The sequence below is a fragment of the Streptomyces sp. NPDC037301 genome, assembly GCF_055602785.1.
Genome location: NZ_JBVJWD010000019.1, coordinates 50,397 through 67,089 on the forward strand (window position 1 = coordinate 50,397; position 16,693 = coordinate 67,089).

Genomic DNA, 16,693 nt, shown 5'->3' on the forward strand with positions numbered 1-16,693 from the left:
TGTGGCCAACAAAGAGACGGGCCCCCCCCCCAGGAAAGAAGGGAAACTCCCCCCCCCCCCCCCCCTCCCCCGCCCTTCCTCTCAGCCCCCTCGTCCCCACGGGCGTATCGGGCAGACACCACCCGTTCGCCCTTCACTGATCGCCGCCCGGCCGTCCCGCGCTTAGCGTTCCAAGCGTCGCGACGAAGGGAGAATCATGGGCCGGGACAACTGGCGCGTCGAACGGACCGGGCACTCGCCCTGGGGCGCTCTCGCCCTGGTGCTGCTCACCGGCCTGGCATTGATGCAGAACGGCGCGGACTTCTCCCTGGGCCCTCCCCGGCCGGCCGCCGCCACGTCGCTCGACCTCCATCGGGCAGCCCCCGGAGTACCCAGCGACAGCCCTGTCCGGGGCGTTGCCGCAGCCCGGACCGGGGTCGGTGCCGGGACCGGATAGCCTCACTGCCGTGACAGACCGACAGCCCCACCAGTTCGAACGTGGCACAGACGGCCCGAGAGTGATCGTCGCAGGCCTCGACGGGTCCGATTCCTCCATGCGTGCCGCGGCGTACGCGGCGGGGCTCGCCCGTCGTCAGGGGGCCATGCTCGCCCTGGTCTATGTCCAGCCCGTGCTGCCCGCGGGGGCCGCGCTCGGTGCGCCGGTCGCCGATACGACCGGAGAGGTCGCGGAGGGGCTGGTGAACGAGATCCGGGAGGCGACGGAGCGGATGAAGGACATATGGGATGTGCGCTGGGAGTTCCACACCTTCCGCGGTGATCCCTACAACGGGCTCGTCACGGCGGCGGACGAACTGAAGGCCGATGCGGTCGTGGTGGGAGCGTCGGAGTCGGCGGGGCACCGGTTCATCGGATCGGTGGCGATCCGGCTGGTGAAGGCGGGCCGTTGGCCCGTCACGGTGGTGCCGTAACCGTCGCGGAATCCTCAGCCGGACGGCACGCCGTCTTTCGCACCGGACCCACCTGGGCCATCATGAGCGCCCGTCAGGGACGGCCGTCAGCGGAGAGGTGACTCATGGCAAGGCTCCGAGGGGGCGAGGGTGTACTGCGCCGCAAGCCGATCGAGCAGATCGACGAGAAAGGGCCGGCGGGGGACGCCACCACTCAGCTCACCAGAACGCTCGGGCTGTGGCAGCTCACGGCGATCGGCGTGGGCGGCATCATCGGCGCGGGTATCTTCACCCTCGCCGGCACGGTGGCGAACGGCACCGCCGGGCCCGCGGTCCTGCTCTCCTTCCTGATCGCGGGCGTGGCGAGCGCGGCGGCCGCTTTCAGCTACGCGGAGTTCGCCGGCCTGATCCCGAAAGCCGGCTCCGCCTACACCTACGGATACGCGGTACTCGGCGAGCTGGTGGGCTGGTTCATCGGCTGGGACCTGCTGCTGGAGTACACGGCGATCGTGGCCGTGGTCGCGATCGGCATCTCCGGCTACTTCAGCTTTCTGCTCGGGGAGATGGGGCTCGAACTGCCGAAGTGGATGCTGGGCGCGCCCGGCACCGGGTCGGGCCATCGCGTGGACCTGTTCGCCGCGCTGCTCTGCCTGCTCGTGGCGTACCTTCTGACCCTCGGCATCAAGAACGCGGCCCGCTTCGAAACGGTCGTGGTGATCCTGAAGGTCCTGGTCGTCCTGCTGGTCATCGGCGTCGGCGTGTTCCACATCAACACCGCCAACTACAACCCGTTCTTCCCGTTCGGGGTGAGCGGTGCCTTCACCGGTGCGGCCACGGTGTTCTTCGCGGTGTTCGGGTATGACGCCATGTCGACGGCGGCCGAGGAGTCCAAGGACGCCCAGCGGCACATGCCGAAGGCGATCCTGTACTCCCTCGGGATCTCCATGGTGCTCTATGTGGCGGCTTGTCTGGTGCTGACGGGGATGCAGAGCTACAAGGACATCGACCCGGAGTCCGGATTCTCCACGGCCTTCAAGTCGGTGGGGCTCAGCGGACTCGCCGATGTGATCGCGGTGGGCGCGATCATCGGCATCCTCACGGTGATGTTCACCTTCATGCTCGGCGTGACGCGGGTGTGGTTCTCGATGAGCCGCGACGGGCTGCTGCCGAAGTGGTTCGCCAAGACCCACCCGACCCGGCACGTACCGACCCGGGTGACCTGGATCGTCGGCGCGGCCTCGGCCGTGATCGCCGGGTTCCTGCCGATCGGCGAGGCTGCCGAGCTGACGAACATCGGCATTCTGCTGGCGTTCGTGGTGGTGTGCGTCGCGGTGATCGTTCTGCGTTACAAGCAGCCCGATCTGCCACGTACGTTCCGCACCCCCGGCATGCCCTTCGTGCCGGCCCTGGGTGTTGTGTTCTCGATCTGGCTGATCACCTTTCTGCAGTGGCAGACATGGGTACGGTTCGCGGTGTGGTTCCTGATCGGTCTGGTGATCTATTTCGGTTACTCGTACCGGAAGTCGGAGATGGCGAAGACACCGGAGACGGGGGCGGGTACAGGTACGGGTTGACCCATCGCCTGGAAGAACACCCGGTCGACCGCCGCCCGACCGTTCACCGCACCATTCGCCGCACTGTGCGACCGCTCGTCGCACGGAGCCGCCCGTCGCCTGTTCCTCGGCGCCGCGATGCGTTCGTATACGCCAGTCGGCAGCGAAGCGGCAAGGGGCCACTGCGGGGAAGGGCGTTCACGATGACCACCACGACGACCGATGAGCGGGCCCTGGCGGATCTCCAGCGGGACCACGGCCCCGCCGTTCTCTCTTTCCTGCTCGGGCTGACCTTCGGCGACCGGCAGCGGGCCGAGGATCTGCTCCAGGAGACGCTGGTGCGGGCCTGGCAGAACCCGGAGGCCTTCGACGCTCCGTACGACTCGATGCGGCCCTGGCTCTTCACTGTGGCCCGGCGCCTCGCGATCGATGCACGCCGCTCCAGGCTGGCCCGGCCGACCGAGGTGAGCGACATCGTGCTGGAGGCCGCCGCGGGCGGGGAGGACACCGCCGAGTCCACGGTCTCGGCCCTCGACGTACGCGATGCGGTACGCACCCTCAGCCCGGAACACCGTGCGGTCCTCGTCCAGATATATTTCCGCGGGCTGAGCGTGGGCGAGACGGCCCGGACTCTCGGTATTCCGGCGGGCACGGTCAAGTCCCGGTCCCACTACGCGCTGCGTCAGCTCTCCCGTAACCTGCCGGGCTACTCCAGCAGATCCTCCACGGTGATCAGGGCGAGCAGCGACACGGCCTCCGCGACCTCCATGTAGTCGGCGGCGCAGCGGTCGCAGGACTGCAGATGGCGGGAGACCATTCGGGTCTCGCCGGCCGTGAGCGCATCGAGAACATAGGCGCCGAGCGACTGCCGCACGTGCGCACCCTCCCCGTGATCGGCGGTCATCGCATCCTCGTGTCGTGGACGGAACCGGTCATGACGGATCCTGTCTTTCTGGCCACGTAGGGCGCGCTCCCCCGGTTCAATGCTCCGTGAAGCCCGGTGCCGAGAAGAGAAAGAGGCGAGACGGGATGCGCCCGGAACGTCAGGATGGAACCAGTGGGGGCGGGCTGCTGGTCCCGATGGCCTGGATGTACGCCGAGTACATCGCCGACGAGCTGCTGCGGACCGGCGATCTGATGGAGCCGTCCACCCTGGAGTACCGCGCGGGGCGGGACGCGCTCGCGCTCACCGTCTTCCTCTCCGACGGTGGGGTGCCCGATGCCCTGCCCGCGGCCCGGATGGACGAGCTGCGGCTGTTGACGGCGTACGGGGCGGCCTGGCGCGGCTGGGTCTGTGAGCGGCTCGACGCACTTGAGGCGGCCGCGGGGCTCGCGCCCGGCGACGCGGATCCGGATCTGGTGCTGGCCCGCGCGGCCTGGCGGTGGCTGGAGGAGACCGAACTGCTCGCGGCCGACCTCGATACGATCGGTCCGCCGCCCTGGGAACCGGTGAGCGACGGGGCGGATACGGAGGAGGCGGCCCAGGTGTGGACGCCGGCCTGGCAGCTGGGGCTGCCGCTGGGGCATCTGGCGATCCATCTGCACTGATCGCCGCCCCACCGGGTGGTCAGGAACCGTGCACCCCCGCACGGTACTTCGGCAGCCGTACCGTGACCTTCATCCCGGCGCCGATGCCCGTCTCGATGACGAGTCCGTAGTCGTCCCCGTACACCTGGCGCAGCCGCTCGTCGACGTTGAGCAACCCGATTCCGGTCGACTTGCCGCCCTCGCCGCGCAGGATGTGGCGCAGGCGTTCCGGATCCATTCCGGTGCCGTCGTCCTCGATGACGACCTCGGCCTCCGAACCGGCGTCGAGCGCGCGGATGGTGATGCGGGTCGGGGTCTCCCCTGCTCGAACGGAGTCGGGAGCTCGGGGAAGGGTGACGGCTCCTTCGAGGCCGTGTTTGACGGCGTTCTCGACCAGGGGCTGGAGGCAGAGGAACGGCAGGGCGACCGGCAGCACTTCGGGGGCGACCTGGAGGGTGACCGCGAGCCGTTCTCCGAAGCGGGCCCGTACCAGTGCCAGGTACTGGTCGATGGAGTGGAGTTCGTCGGCGAGGGTGGTGAAGTCGCCGTGGCTGCGGAACGAGTAACGGGTGAAGTCGGCGAATTCCAGCAGGAGTTCACGAGCCTGCTCGGGGTCGGTGCGGACGAACGAGGCGATGGCTGCCAGCGAGTTGAAGATGAAGTGCGGGGAGATCTGGGCCCGCAGCGCCCTGATCTCGGCCTCGATGAGCTGGGTGCGGGATCGGTCGAGTTCGGCGAGTTCCAGCTGTACGCAGACCCAGCGGGCCACCTCTCCGGCCGCTCTCGCCAGCACCGCGGATTCGCGCGGGGCGTAGGCAATGAGGGTGCCGAGGACCCGGTGGTCGACGGTGAGCGGCACGGCGACGGCCCAGCGCAACGTGCAGTCGAGGTTGTCGCAGTCGCTGTGGAAGGCGGTGCCCCGGCCGCTGGCGAGGAGGTCTCGCACCTGGTCCATCACGTGCCGGCCGTGGTGTTCGCCCTCGCCGTCCCAGACGAGCACCCGGTCGCGGTCGGTGAGGCAGAGGGCGTCGGTGCCGAGCAGGGAGCGGAGTCTGCGGGCGGATTTACGGGCGCTCTCCTCGGTGAGTCCGGCGCGCAGTGGGGGCGCGGCGAGCGAGGCGGTGTGCAGGGTCTCGAAGGTGGCGTGCTCGACGGGGGTTCCGACGTCGCTGGTACGGACCGGGCGGGCGGTACGGCGGCCGAGCAGGAAGCCCGCGCCGAGCAGCAGGAGGACGAGTACGGCGTATCCGGCCCCGGTCATCGGTGTCTCCCCGAGGTCAGGAGGGCCCGCTGCCGGGCCCTCACAGCGCTTCCGGCAGGTGGAAGCGGGTCATGGCGGCGTTCGTACCGGAAGGTATGCGGCCGGGCGTGGCGAGGGACACCAGGACCATGGCGAGGAAGCCGACCGGCACCGACCAGACGGCGGGCCAGGCGAGCAGGGCGTGCGGCCAGCCGGGCGGGCGTACCGCGCCGCTGACGGTGATGGCGACGGACAGGAACGCGGAGCCGCCGCCGAGCAGCAGCCCGGCGATGACGCCGGGCGGGGTGAGCCGCCGCCACCAGATGCCGAGGACCAGCAGCGGGCAGAAGGAGGACGCGGAGACGGCGAAGGCCATCCCCACCGAGTCGGCCACCGGCACCCGGCTCACCATGAGTGAACCGGCCAGCGGTACGCACATGGCGAGGACGGTGGCCAGCCGGAAGTGCCGTACCCCGCGCGATGGGAGCACGTCCTGGGTGATGACTCCGGCGACGGCCATCGTGAGGCCGGAGGCGGTCGACAGGAACGCGGCGAAGGCGCCGCCCGCGATGAGCGCGCCGAGCAGATCCCCGCCGAGCCCGCCGATGACGCGTTCGGGCAGCAGCAGCACGGCGGCGTCCGCGTCCCCGCCGTGGATCAGCTCGGGGGCGTACAGCCTGCCCAGTGCGCCGTAGACCGGCGGCAGCAGATAGAACAGGCCGATGAGGGCGAGGACAGCGACCGTCGTGCGCCGGGCGTCGCGGCCGTTGGGGCTGGTGTAGAAGCGGACGACGACATGCGGGAGGCCCATGGTGCCGAGGAAGGTCGCGACGATCAGCCCGTAGGTGGCGTACAGCGGATGGTCGGCGCGGAACACGGAGAGCTGCTCGTCGAAGTGGACGCGGGGCTGCCCGTCGCCCTGCCAGGCGAGCACCAGGAAGATCACGGGGACGAGGAGTGCGGTCAGCTTCAGCCAGTACTGGAAGACCTGTACGAAGGTGATGGACCGCATGCCGCCCGCGGCGACGGCGATGACGACGACGGAGGCCACGAGCAGATCGCCGAACCAGCCGGGCGCCCCGGTCAGGATCTTGAGCGTCAGCCCCGCCCCCTGGAGCTGCGGTACGAGATAGAGCCAGCCCGCCGCGACGACGAAGACGCTCACCAGCCTGCGCACCTGCCGCGATTCCAGCCGCCCCTCGGCGAAGTCGGGCAGGGTGTACGCCCCCGAGCGGCGCAGCGGTGCGGCGACGAACACCAGCAGCACCAGATAGCCCGCGGTGTATCCGACCGGGTACCAGAGCATGTCCGGGCCGTGCACGAGCACCAGGCCTGCGATGCCGAGGAAGGAGGCGGCGGAGAGGTATTCGCCGCTGATCGCCGCGGCGTTGAGCCGGGGCCGTACGGTGCGTGAGGCGACGTAGAAGTCGGAGGTGGTACGGGAGATGCGCAGCCCGAAACCGCCGACGAGGACGGTCGCGACGACGACGACGGCCACGGCCGCCACCGCGTACGTACGGCTCACTGTGCGGGGCGGCCTTCCACGAGCCGGGCGAAGTCGCGTTCGTTGCGCTCGGCCCGTCGCACGTACCACCAGGCGGCCAGGGTCAGTGGCGGATAGGCGGCGAACCCCAGGACCGCCCAGACGAGCGCGGCGCTGTGCAGGGCCTCGAAGACCAGCGGCAGTGTGCCGACGACCACGGCGAGGACGGTGAACGCGGTGAGTCCGGCCCGCAGTTGGCTGCGCATCAGCGAACGGACGTAGGCGCCGCCGAGTGCGGTCTGCTCGTCGATCTCCGACTGGGTGCGGTAGCGCGGCAGCGGGCGCACCCGCCGGGGCTCCCCCGTCACCACTTCACGCCGGGGCGTTGACTCTGCGGACATGGGCCCGGAGTGTACGCAGCACCGGACGGTCGTGGGAAGGGGTTCCAGCCCGGCAGGGCCTGGTCAGCGGCGCATCAGCAGATCGCGCAGCGCGCGGGCGTGGCGACGGCTCACGGCGAGCTCCGCAGCGCCGATGCGCACACTCATGCTGCCCGCGTCGAGGCGGAGTTCATCGATCCGCCCCAGCGCGACGAGATGGCGGCGGTGGATGCGTACGAAGCCGCGCGAGCGCCAGCGTTCCTCCAGGGTGGTGAGGGGGACTCGGACAAGGTGGCTGCCGTTGCCGGTGTGCAGCCGGGCATAGTCGCCCTGGGCCTCGGCGTAGGCGATGTCGTCGATCGGGATGAACCGGATCACTCCGCCGAGTTCCACCGGTATCTGGTCGTTCGCGGTGTCGAGTGCGGGCGCGGAGCGGTCGCCGACCTGTTCGGCCACGCGTCGTACCGCTTCGGCGAGGCGTTCGCGGCGTACCGGCTTGAGGACGTAGTCGACGGCTTTCAGGTCGAAGGCATGGACGGCGAAGCCCTCGTGTGCGGTGACGAAGACGATGAGCGGTGGCGCGGCGAACCCGGCCAGCAGCTGGGCGACGTCGAGACCGGTGAGACCCGCCATGTGGATGTCGAGGAAGACGACGTCGATGGCGGACGGGTCGTCGGGGCCCGCCTCGACGGCGCTGCCGATGCGGCGCAGGGCCTCGGTGGCACCGGTGGCGCCCTCGGCGCTGCGGATGCGGGGGTCGGCGCGCAGGAGGTAGAGGAGTTCCTCCAGGGCGGGTTCTTCGTCGTCGACGGCGAGTACGCGCAGCATAGGGCGGAGTTTAGGGCGTACCCGGGGGTTCCGCGCTGAGTGATTCACTCCTTCTCTCCGTACCGGACAGCATGCGCACCCTGGAACCTCATCGTGATGTCGGCGCCCATGCACTGGGTGTACTCGGCGCCGCCGATGCCTTCCGATTCGAGAAGCATCTGGCGGAGTGTGCCCGGTGCCGGCTCATGGCGGCGGAGTTCGCCGGGGTGGCGGCCGTGGTCGAGAAAGACGCGCAGGGCTTCGGCTTCCGGCAGTTCGGACATGGTTCCAGACCGCCAAAGCCGTCGCCCGGATGCCTGTCAGAGGCCGTACACGCGCTCGGCAGTGGTGGCGAGGACGCGCGTTCGCTCGTCGTCGGTGAGTGCATCGGTCAGAGTGTGTGCCGCTTCGACGACCTCCTCGTACGTCGCGGCGAGCCGGCACACCGGCCAGTCGGAGCCGAACATCAGCCGGCCCGGTCCGAAGACGTCCAGGACGGTGTCGGCGTAGGGGCGCAGATCACTCACGGTCCAGGAGTGCACATCGGCCTCGGTGACCAGGCCGGAGAGTTTGCACACGGTGTTGGGGCGGGCGGCCAGGGCCCGGAGGTCGTCGGCCCAGGGGTGCAGTTCACCGGTGGCGACGGGCGGCTTGCCGGCGTGGTCGAGTACGAAGGTCAGCCCGGGCAGCAAGGCGGCGGCCTCGACGGTGGCGGGCAGCTGGTGGGCCTGGACGACGAGGTCGTAGACGAGCCCTGCGTCGGCGACGGCACGCAGTCCGCGCCGGACGTCAGGGCGCAGCAGCCATTCGGGGTCGGGTTCGCCCTGGACCTGGTGGCGGATACCGACGAGCCGGTCGCCGCCCGGGAGTTCACGCAGCGCGGCAAGGGTGTCGGCGACGTCCGGCGCCGTGAGGTCGCACCAGCCGACGACGCCCGCGACGAGGTCGTTGTCGTGAGCGAGGGCCAGGAACTCGGGCGTCTCGTCGGGGACGGTGACGGTCTGGACGAGGACGGTGGCGCACACCCCGACGGCGCGCGCCTCGGGCTCCAGGTCGGCGAGGGTGAACGTACGCCGGAGCGGGGCGAGTTCGTCGCCGCTGATCCAGTCCTGGTCGCGCACCGACAGGTCCCACACATGGTGGTGGGCGTCGATGATCCGTTGCTGACCGGTCATGTCACAGCTCCCAGGCGACCGGGAGACCGGCTTCGGCGCCGTCCGACGAGTAGTCGTGCGCGACGTCGAGGAGCTCGTCCATCCTCGCCTGCCAGGCGACGTTGACGGGGAGTTTCTCCAGTTCGGCGAGGAGTGCGGCGTAGTCCTCGCAGTCGATGACGTGGAAGAGATCGGTGCCGCTGCGCCAGATCGTCCAGGAAGTGGCGCCCGCTGCTCGGATCGCGGTGGTCAGCTCCGCGGGGACTTCACGGTGCGCGGCCTCGTACTCCTCGATACGGTCCGCGCGGACCTTGGTGTGCAGGGCGATTCTCATGTCAGTGTCCGTCCTCGGTCAGCAGGCCCTCGGCGCGCAGGTCTTCCCAGAGGGCGCCCGGGATCTCGCGGCGGAGCAGGGCGGCGGCGTCGCGCACCTCGTCCGGGGAGCGGGTGCCGACGAGCACTCCGGCGACGGCCGGGTGCGCGAGCGGGTAGTGGAGGGCCGCGGCCCGCAGCGGGACGCCGTGGCCCTCTGTGACGGCCTTGATGCGCAGCGCCCGGTCCAGGAGGGCCAGGGGCGCGGCCGTGTAGTCGTACGTGGCACCGGGGCGCGGGTCGGCGAGCAGCCCGGAGTTGAAGACCCCGCCGACGACGACGCTGCGGCCGCGGGCGGCCGCCTCGGGCAGCAGTTCGGTCAGGGCGGACTGGTCGAGGAGGGTGTATCGGCCCGCGCAGAGCACGACGTCGACATCGGTGTCGCGCACGAAGCGGGTGAGCATCGCGGTCTGGTTCATGCCCGCGCCGATCGCGCCGATGACACCCTGTGCACGCAGCTTCTCCAGTTCGGGGTATGCCTCGTGGAACGCGGTATCCGCGTGGTCGTCCGGGTCGTGCAGATACGCGATGTCGAGGCGGTCGAGGCCGAGCCGTTCCAGGCTGTCCTCGATGCTGCGGCGTACGCCTTCGGCGCTGAAGTCCCAGCGGCGGCGGTGCGTGGCCCGTACGGCGAAGCCCTCGGAGAGACCGTCGGACATGTTCTCGCAGGCCGTACCGGTGTCGGCGGGCAGCGGGTCGAGCACCCGTCCCACCTTGGTGGACAGCACATACGAGTCGCGGGGTCTGGCGCGCAGGGCCTCGCCGAGCCGTCGTTCGGAGAGGCCGAGTCCGTAGTGCGGCGCGGTGTCGAAGTAGCGGACGCCCTCGTCCCATGCGGCGTCGACGGCGGCCGCCGCCTGCGCGGGGTCGACGGCGCTGAAGAGATTGCCGATGGCAGCCGCTCCGAAGGCCAGCTCGGTGATCTCGACCGCGCTGTTTCCCAGCCTGTTGCGCCGCATGCTTCCGTCGCCCTCCCCGGTGATCGCTTCCTGCACACAGCGAATATTCATCGGATCACTTGGGCACGTCAACACCTCAGACATCATGAACTGCGGCACATTCCCAGAAATTTGTCCGATCTATGGCCGATCGGGGCGCAGGCCGTTCACCGAGCGGGCAGCAGGGCGAGCAGCTGCGCCACCTCGTCCTCGGCGCAGCCCGCCAGCCGCTCCAGATCGGGCAGCGCCTTGCCGTCGGCCACCAGCCCGAGCTGCACCCGGCCGCCGTATGTGGACAGGGCGATGGCCAGGGACTGACCGCGGGCCAGCGGCGCCATCGGGTAGACGGCGCGCAGTGGGCAGCCGCCGAGCGAGAGCGCCGAACGCGGCAGGGGCACGCTGGTGACCAGGACGTCGAAGAGCATCCTGGCCGCGTTCCCGGCGATCGGTGCGCCGAAGCGGTGAGCCAGCGAGGGCAGTTGATCGGCGAGTACGGCCACCGCGCCTGCGCCGCGGAAGGGTCCTGCAGCCTTGTTGCGGTCCATGGCCGTGCGGACGGTACGGAGCCGCTTCCAGGGGTCGGGCTCGGAGACGGGGAGCCCGAGCAGGTAGGCGGAGAGCTTGTTGCCGCTCGCGGCGGCCTGGCCCGGCCTGCGGCGGGAGACCGGCACCAGGGCGCGCGGGTCCTCGGCGGGCAACGGTTCGCCGCGCTCCAGCATCCAGCGGCGCAACGCCCCGGCGACGACCGCGAGCAGGACATCGTTGGTCGTGCCTCCGGCGGCCCGCCGGATCCGCTGGACGGCGTCGAGGTCCAGGTCCGCGGTGACCAGCCGCCGGGTGCCGCTGGAGCTCGCGGTGAGTGCGGGCGCGCCGCGCAGATCGAGGCGACTGGCCCGCACCATGGAGGCACCGACCCCGAACGCCCGCCCGAGATCCTCGATCCGGCCCAGCGCGAGGCCGGCGACCTGGCGCGGGCCCGGCATCCAGGAGCGGGGCGGGACCGTGCGCGCCCGGCGGGCGGGCAAGCCGCTGCGGGCGCGTCCGGCGGCGGCGATCTCGTCGAAGATCCCGGCTCCGATGGCGACCGCGCGCATTCCGTCGGCGAGCGCGTGGTGGAGCTTGACGAGCACCGCGAAGGGGCCGTCCTCGGCGCCCCCGATCACATACATCTGCCAGGGCGGCAGACCCCGTTCGAGCGGCCGCTCCATCAGTTCACCGGCGAGCCGGGTGGCGCCCGCCATGAATCCGCCGTCCGCGCCCCGCGACTCAGCCTCGGTCAGCCGCACCCGCTCGATGTGCCGGTGCACATCGAAGTCCTTGTCCACGAACCAGGCCGCACCGCCGACCGGCAGCAGTACGTCCCTGACCCGCATCCGCAGCCGGGGAATCGCGGCGGCGCGGGTACCCAGCAGCTCCAGCACGGTCTCCGGGCCGGCGCCGTGCTCCGGGCCGGGCGGAGGGGAGAAGACGGCGAGCGCGCCGAGGTGCATGGGGTGGGCATCGGATTCGAGGTGCCAGAAGGCCAGATCGAGAGGTGCCAGTAGCTCAGTGCCCAACGGGTCCTCATGTCATCGAAGACGAAGACTGACGGAGTCGCAGTCAATCGTTCGCGGTCGGTTACGGTCAAGCACAGACATGTTACATTCTGTTACTGTCGGGTAGTACTCAACATCGCCGTCATCCGCGTTCCGGAATGACGAATTCGCACCACACGCACTTGCCGCTGCCCCGCGACTCCACACCCCACAGGTCCGCCAGCCGGTCCACCAGCATCAGCCCTCGCCCGGACACCCCGGCCGGCCCCGCGTCCCGGCGCCGGGGCAGCGCGCTGGAACGGTCCTCGACGTCGACCCGCAGCCGCCGCTCGGGCCCGGTGAGTACCCGGATCGTGAGGATCGCCCCGCCGTCGGTGTGCATCAGCGCGTTGGTGACCAGCTCGTCGGCGGCCAGCTCGACCTCGTCGGCCCGCGTCTTGGCGCCCCAGGCCCGCACCGCGGCACGGATCATGTGCCGCGCGGAGCTCAGCGCCTCCGGGTCGCCTTGTGCGACATGCTGCTGGAGCCGGCCGCCCGGCCGAGGTGCGTGAGCGGCCTGTCGGCGCAGCAGCAGGACCGCCACATCGTCCTCGCCGCCACGCTCGTCGACCTCCTCGCAGAGCTGGTCGGCCAGCCGCTGGAGGTCCTGCGGACCGTTGCGCACCAGGGACGTCAGCAGCTGCATACCCTCGTCGAGATCGGCTCCGGGCAGCTCCACCAGACCGTCGGTGAACAGCACCAGCGTCTGACCGGGGTCCAGCTCGACCGTGCTGACCGGGTATTCGAGCCGCCCGAACTCGGCCGACAGCCCCAGCGGCAGCCCGCCCTCCACGGGCAGCCTGCGGCAGCTGCCGTCGGTGTCGCGGACCAGCGGATCGACATGGCCGGCCCGGACCAGCTGCACCACTCCCGTCGTCAGGTCGGCCTCGGCGTAGGAGCAGGTCGCGAAGCGGTCGGTGTCCAGCTCATGGAGGAACACGGAGGCCCGGGCCATCACCGTGGCGGGGCTGTGCCCCTCCGCCGCGTAGGCGCGCAGCACGATGCGCAGCTGCCCCATGACAGCCGCGGCATGCGTGTCATGGCCCTGTACATCCCCGATGACGGCCCCGACCCGGCCGCCGGGCAGCGGGATGACGTCGTACCAGTCGCCCCCGATGTCCCGGCCCAGCCGGGCCGACCGGTACCGCACGGCGACCTGCGCGCCCGGCACGTCCGGGATCCGGCGCGGCAGCATGGCCTGCTGGAGGCCCTCGGCGAGATCGTGCTCCTGCTCGTACAGCATGGCCCGCTGCAGACTCTGGGCGATGGAGCTGCCGAGAGCGACGAGCAGGTTGCGTTCGTCGCCGGTGAAGCCGTCCTTCTCGCTGTAGAGCAGTCCGAGTGCACCGATGGGCCGGGCCTGGGCGATCAGCGGCAGATAGGCGGCGGACGTGATGCCGAGGTGGCTGATGTGGGGCCACAGAATCGGGTACGAGGTGGCGAAATCCGTGGCGGACTCGATGAACCGGGGCGAGAGCGTCGTCACCACTTCGCTCATCGGGTACGGCTCGTCCGTCCGGGTGTAACGGGTACCGGGTACGAAGGAGCCGTCCGGGCCGTCCGCCACCAGATGGATGCGTCCCGCCTCGATCAGGCCCACGACCAGGCTGGTCGCACCGAGATGCGCCAGGCCCTGCGAGTTCTTCAGCACGTCGATGACGTCCCGGACCGTCCGGGCGTGAGCCAGCGCGGCCGTGGTGCCCTCCACCAGGCTGGTTCGGCGCTGCCGCTCCATGTCCAGTTCGCGGCGGGCGGTGGAGTCGGCCAGCTCCTGGGTGGCGTCGCGGACGATGCCGATGATGCGATGGGGGCGGCCGGTCTCGTCGCGCTGGATGAAGCCCTGGGTATGGGTCCAGCGCAGAGTGCCGTCGCGCCTCAGGATCCTGAAATACGCGCCGTAATTTCTCTGCCCGCCCTTGAGGGCCTGCGCGACCATCGCGTCGAGCCGGACACCCTCATCCGGCGGCACCCGCGGCGCGAGCGACTCCGGCCGGTCGTCGTATTCCTCGGCCCGCAGGTCGAACACATCGAGTGCGGGCCGGTCCATGTGCATGAGGCCACTGTCGAGGTCCCAGTCGAAGCTGCCCATACGGTTCAGGGCGAGGCTGAGATCCGGGTGGGCGGGCCAGTCGTCCGGGAGTGACAGGGCACCCGCTACCCGATCATCCATGTGGGTCACTCTGCCATTATTTGTCCGATTCTTCGAGCGAACCCCGCACCGGCGGGGAATCCGGTGTCGCACAGTCGGAGCACCTCCCCGCCCCCACCGGCACCGGGCTGTAGCGCCCTGGACCGCCCCGAAAGCCGCCCGCCCAGAGGCCGCAGGTCAGCAGCGGATACCGTGTCCCGTGGAGCACGGTAAGCCCATCCTTACTTCTACCCTGCGCCGCACTGCCCGCGTCAGCCCGTTCTAAGGACCTGCACTCCATGACCCGCCCCGTCCGCGTCGCCATAGTCGGAGCCGGCCCCGCCGGAATCTACGCAGCGGACGCGCTGCTGAAATCCGGGGCCGCTCAGGACCCAGGTGTTTCGATCGACCTGTTCGAGCGGATGCCCGCCCCCTTCGGCCTGATCCGCTACGGAGTGGCCCCTGACCACCCGCGGATCAAGGGCATCGTCCAGGCACTGCACCAGGTGCTCGACAAGCCGCAGTTGCGACTGTTCGGCAACGTCGACTACCCCGCCGACATCGACCTGGACGATCTGCGGTCCTTCTACGACGCGGTGATCTTCTCCACCGGCGCCGACGCGGACCGCGCGCTCGACATCCCCGGCGGCTCCCTGGACGGTTCCCACGGCGCGGCCGACTTCGTCTCCTGGTACGACGGACACCCCGATGTGGCCCGCACCTGGCCCCTGGATGCGGAGAAGGTCGCCGTGCTCGGGGTGGGCAATGTGGCGCTGGACGTGGCACGCATGCTCGCCAAGACCGCGGACGAACTGCTGCCGACCGAGATACCCGCGAACGTCTACGAAGGCCTCAAGGCCAACAAGGCCCTGGAAGTGCACGTCTTCGGGCGTCGCGGTCCCGCGCAGGCCAAGTTCAGCCCGATGGAGCTCCGGGAGCTGGACCACTCACCGAACATCGAGGTCATCGTCAACCCCGAGGACATCGAGTACGACGCGGGCTCGATCGAGACCCGGCGCGGCAACAAGCAGGCCAACATGGTCGCCTCCACGCTGGAGAACTGGGCCATCCGCGACGTGGGCGACCGGCCGCACAAGTTGTTCCTGCACTTCTTCGAGTCCCCGGCGGAGATACTCGGGGAGGACGGCCGGGTCGTCGGTCTGCGCACCGAGCGGACCGAACTGGACGGCACCGGGAACGTCAAGGGCACCGGACGCTTCACCGACTGGGACGTACAGAGCGTCTACCGCGCGGTCGGCTACTACTCGCAGGAGCTCCCGAAGCTCCCGTTCGACGTGGCCTCCGGCACCGTCCCGCACGCCGCAGGGCGTGTCGTCGACGGCGAGGAGCCCATGCCGTCGGTGTACGTCACGGGGTGGATCAAGCGCGGCCCGATCGGTCTGATCGGCCACACCAAGGGCGATGCCAACGAGACGGTCGCCTGCCTCCTGGACGACCACGCCACCGGCCGGCTGGCCGCCCCGGCACAGCCCGAGCCGGAGGCCGTCACCGCCTTCCTGGAGGAGCGCGGCGTCCGCTACACCACCCGTGAGGGCTGGTACCGCCTGGACGCGCACGAGCAGACCCTGGGCGCGGAGCAGGGACGCGAGAGGATCAAGGTCGTGGAGCGCGACGCCATGCTGGACGCTTCCGAGCCCCGCCGCTGACGGTACGGACGTTTCTGACCGTACGGTCCGTACGGCCGGAAGGGCAGCTCCGCCCACCTCGGCGGAGCTGCCCGGCCCGCGATTTCACTCAACGGCCCTGCAGCGCCCGGACATTGTCCCCGAACGTCCACCGTTCCTGGGCAGTGAGCAGGAGTTGAGTCCTGCCTCACCGGCGCGCCCCGAACGGTGTTGGGCGCACTGGTCCTCCGCTTTCCCGTCCTGGTCGGCGACACATATCACGTATGCGATCCGTCCCAGGTGGGCGGAATCCCTGCGACCTGGCCATGTGGGTGTGGCCAGAGGCGACGGGGAGGCCCCGCACCATCACGCTGGTGATACGGGGGCCCCGACGGCTGACGCCACACCCGGCGCCCCAGATCGCGTCACAACAGCCCGTCGGGCACGCCCACAGATGTTCACACCGTTCACTCAATCGTGCCTATGTCCGCCAAAACAAAATATCGCAACAGCAGTTGTGAACCCCTCGACCGTGCCGGCGGAGTACGAGTCGCCCGCGCACCCGTGCATGCTGCCGTTGCAGTACTGCATGTTCAGCCACCACAGGCGGCCGTTGTCCGCGTACTTCTTCACAATGGGCAGGCAGGCGCCCCAGATCGAGCCGTACGTGATGCTCCCACCGGTGACATAAGCCGTCTCCGGCGCCATCGTCAGGCCGAAGTTCGAGGGCATCCGGGCGAGCACACCGTCGATGATGCGGATGAGGTTGGCCTGCGAGGTCGACAACTGGTCGATGTCACCGCTGCCGGTCAGACCGGTCTCGATGTCGATGTCGATGCCGTCGAAGTTGTATTCCTTCAGGATCGGCACGACCGTATCGACGAACCGGTCGGCGACGGCGCTGGAGCTGAGGTCGATACCGGCGGTCGCACCGCCGATGGCGAATACCCCATGCTCACGACAAGCAGCCGTAAGTTAGTCCAGACTTTTCATCAACGGGTCTGAACCAAAGACGGATACCGATA

Annotated in this window: 15 protein-coding genes and 3 pseudogenes; 7 read left to right on the forward strand and 11 right to left on the reverse strand. The window is 70.0% G+C overall.

Going from position 1 to position 16,693, the window contains the following annotated elements; all coding sequences use genetic code 11:
• Positions 1-196: 196 nt before the first annotated feature.
• From ACZ7IB_RS27575 to ACZ7IB_RS27590, 4 genes and pseudogenes are all read left to right on the forward strand, one after another.
• Positions 197-373: pseudogene (locus ACZ7IB_RS27575) on the forward strand (class F sortase); the annotation flags it as partial.
• A 73-nt stretch (positions 374-446) separates the two neighbouring features.
• Positions 447-908: a universal stress protein gene (locus ACZ7IB_RS27580; RefSeq protein ID WP_470916505.1), complete on the forward strand. Its 462-nt coding sequence runs from the start codon at positions 447-449 to the stop codon at positions 906-908.
• 104 nt (positions 909-1,012) lie between these two features.
• Positions 1,013-2,461 (forward strand): amino acid permease, encoded by a 1,449-nt coding sequence (locus ACZ7IB_RS27585; protein ID WP_470916506.1) that lies wholly within the window; start codon positions 1,013-1,015, stop codon positions 2,459-2,461.
• 182 nt (positions 2,462-2,643) lie between these two features.
• Entirely contained in the window at positions 2,644-3,213 is a 570-nt protein-coding gene (locus tag ACZ7IB_RS27590) for a sigma-70 family RNA polymerase sigma factor (RefSeq protein WP_470916507.1), read from the forward strand.
• Here ACZ7IB_RS27590 and ACZ7IB_RS27595 read toward each other — a convergent pair.
• Positions 3,147-3,344 carry a zf-HC2 domain-containing protein gene (locus ACZ7IB_RS27595; protein ID WP_470916508.1) on the reverse strand — a complete coding sequence of 66 codons (198 nt, stop codon included), beginning with the start codon at positions 3,342-3,344 and terminating at the stop codon, positions 3,147-3,149. The two genes, ACZ7IB_RS27590 and ACZ7IB_RS27595, sit on opposite strands and share 67 nt — an antisense overlap.
• A gap of 125 nt (positions 3,345-3,469) precedes the next feature.
• On the opposite strand from ACZ7IB_RS27595, the gene ACZ7IB_RS27600 reads away from it, so the two are divergent.
• Complete coding sequence (locus tag ACZ7IB_RS27600; RefSeq protein WP_470916509.1) at positions 3,470-3,988, forward strand: hypothetical protein; 519 nt, start codon at positions 3,470-3,472, stop codon at positions 3,986-3,988.
• A 19-nt stretch (positions 3,989-4,007) separates the two neighbouring features.
• Here the strand turns inward: ACZ7IB_RS27600 and ACZ7IB_RS27605 are convergent, their stop codons facing one another.
• The 4 genes from ACZ7IB_RS27605 to ACZ7IB_RS27620 all read right to left on the reverse strand — a co-directional run bounded on the left by ACZ7IB_RS27605 (position 4,008) and on the right by ACZ7IB_RS27620 (position 7,898).
• Positions 4,008-5,228, reverse strand: a complete 1,221-nt coding sequence (locus ACZ7IB_RS27605; protein WP_470916510.1) for a sensor histidine kinase — start codon at positions 5,226-5,228, stop codon at positions 4,008-4,010.
• Between the two features lie 40 nt (positions 5,229-5,268).
• Complete coding sequence (locus tag ACZ7IB_RS27610) at positions 5,269-6,732, reverse strand: sodium/solute symporter (protein ID WP_470916511.1); 1,464 nt, start codon at positions 6,730-6,732, stop codon at positions 5,269-5,271.
• Entirely contained in the window at positions 6,729-7,091 is a 363-nt protein-coding gene (locus ACZ7IB_RS27615) for a hypothetical protein (protein WP_470916512.1), read from the reverse strand. Before ACZ7IB_RS27615 ends, ACZ7IB_RS27610 begins: the two co-directional genes overlap by 4 nt.
• A 63-nt stretch (positions 7,092-7,154) precedes the next feature.
• Entirely contained in the window at positions 7,155-7,898 is a 744-nt protein-coding gene (locus ACZ7IB_RS27620) for a LytR/AlgR family response regulator transcription factor (RefSeq protein ID WP_470916513.1), read from the reverse strand.
• A 71-nt stretch (positions 7,899-7,969) separates the two neighbouring features.
• Between ACZ7IB_RS27620 and ACZ7IB_RS27625 the strand changes: the two are divergent.
• Positions 7,970-8,041, forward strand: a pseudogene (locus ACZ7IB_RS27625) (hypothetical protein); the annotation flags it as partial.
• Between the two features lie 156 nt (positions 8,042-8,197).
• On the opposite strand, the gene ACZ7IB_RS27630 reads toward ACZ7IB_RS27625, so the two are convergent.
• The 5 genes from ACZ7IB_RS27630 to ACZ7IB_RS27650 all read right to left on the reverse strand — a co-directional run bounded on the left by ACZ7IB_RS27630 (position 8,198) and on the right by ACZ7IB_RS27650 (position 14,085).
• Positions 8,198-9,052 (reverse strand): amidohydrolase family protein, encoded by an 855-nt coding sequence (locus tag ACZ7IB_RS27630; protein WP_470916514.1) that lies wholly within the window; start codon positions 9,050-9,052, stop codon positions 8,198-8,200.
• Position 9,053: 1 nt separating this feature from the next.
• Positions 9,054-9,365, reverse strand: a complete 312-nt coding sequence (locus tag ACZ7IB_RS27635; RefSeq protein ID WP_383974877.1) for an L-rhamnose mutarotase — start codon at positions 9,363-9,365, stop codon at positions 9,054-9,056.
• Position 9,366: 1 nt separating this feature from the next.
• Positions 9,367-10,362 carry an aldo/keto reductase gene (locus tag ACZ7IB_RS27640; protein WP_470916583.1) on the reverse strand — a complete coding sequence of 332 codons (996 nt, stop codon included), beginning with the start codon at positions 10,360-10,362 and terminating at the stop codon, positions 9,367-9,369.
• A 146-nt stretch (positions 10,363-10,508) separates the two neighbouring features.
• Positions 10,509-11,897 carry a wax ester/triacylglycerol synthase family O-acyltransferase gene (locus tag ACZ7IB_RS27645; RefSeq protein ID WP_470916515.1) on the reverse strand — a complete coding sequence of 463 codons (1,389 nt, stop codon included), beginning with the start codon at positions 11,895-11,897 and terminating at the stop codon, positions 10,509-10,511.
• A 121-nt stretch (positions 11,898-12,018) separates the two neighbouring features.
• Positions 12,019-14,085, reverse strand: a complete 2,067-nt coding sequence (locus ACZ7IB_RS27650) for a SpoIIE family protein phosphatase (protein ID WP_470916516.1) — start codon at positions 14,083-14,085, stop codon at positions 12,019-12,021.
• Between the two features lie 257 nt (positions 14,086-14,342).
• On the opposite strand from ACZ7IB_RS27650, the gene ACZ7IB_RS27655 reads away from it, so the two are divergent.
• Complete coding sequence (locus ACZ7IB_RS27655) at positions 14,343-15,710, forward strand: FAD-dependent oxidoreductase (RefSeq protein WP_470916517.1); 1,368 nt, start codon at positions 14,343-14,345, stop codon at positions 15,708-15,710.
• Between the two features lie 474 nt (positions 15,711-16,184).
• On the opposite strand, the pseudogene ACZ7IB_RS27660 reads toward ACZ7IB_RS27655, so the two are convergent.
• Positions 16,185-16,616, reverse strand: a pseudogene (locus ACZ7IB_RS27660) (glycosyl hydrolase family 18 protein); the annotation flags it as partial.
• Positions 16,617-16,693 lie beyond the last annotated feature (77 nt).

Excerpts from the sequence above, each read along its gene's own strand:
- ACZ7IB_RS27585 (WP_470916506.1), top strand. The coding sequence starts at position 1,013 with ATGGCAAGGCTCCGAGGGGGCGAGGGTGTACTGCGCCGCAAGCCGATC.
- ACZ7IB_RS27590 (WP_470916507.1), top strand. The coding sequence starts at position 2,644 with ATGACCACCACGACGACCGATGAGCGGGCCCTGGCGGATCTCCAGCGG.
- ACZ7IB_RS27595 (WP_470916508.1), bottom strand. The coding sequence starts at position 3,344 with ATGACCGCCGATCACGGGGAGGGTGCGCACGTGCGGCAGTCGCTCGGC.
- ACZ7IB_RS27600 (WP_470916509.1), top strand. The coding sequence starts at position 3,470 with ATGCGCCCGGAACGTCAGGATGGAACCAGTGGGGGCGGGCTGCTGGTC.
- ACZ7IB_RS27605 (WP_470916510.1), bottom strand. The coding sequence starts at position 5,228 with ATGACCGGGGCCGGATACGCCGTACTCGTCCTCCTGCTGCTCGGCGCG.
- ACZ7IB_RS27615 (WP_470916512.1), bottom strand. The coding sequence starts at position 7,091 with ATGTCCGCAGAGTCAACGCCCCGGCGTGAAGTGGTGACGGGGGAGCCC.
- ACZ7IB_RS27620 (WP_470916513.1), bottom strand. The coding sequence starts at position 7,898 with ATGCTGCGCGTACTCGCCGTCGACGACGAAGAACCCGCCCTGGAGGAA.
- ACZ7IB_RS27630 (WP_470916514.1), bottom strand. The coding sequence starts at position 9,052 with ATGACCGGTCAGCAACGGATCATCGACGCCCACCACCATGTGTGGGAC.
- ACZ7IB_RS27635 (WP_383974877.1), bottom strand. The coding sequence starts at position 9,365 with ATGAGAATCGCCCTGCACACCAAGGTCCGCGCGGACCGTATCGAGGAG.
- ACZ7IB_RS27640 (WP_470916583.1), bottom strand. The coding sequence starts at position 10,362 with ATGCGGCGCAACAGGCTGGGAAACAGCGCGGTCGAGATCACCGAGCTG.
- ACZ7IB_RS27650 (WP_470916516.1), bottom strand. The coding sequence starts at position 14,085 with ATGGATGATCGGGTAGCGGGTGCCCTGTCACTCCCGGACGACTGGCCC.
- ACZ7IB_RS27655 (WP_470916517.1), top strand. The coding sequence starts at position 14,343 with ATGACCCGCCCCGTCCGCGTCGCCATAGTCGGAGCCGGCCCCGCCGGA.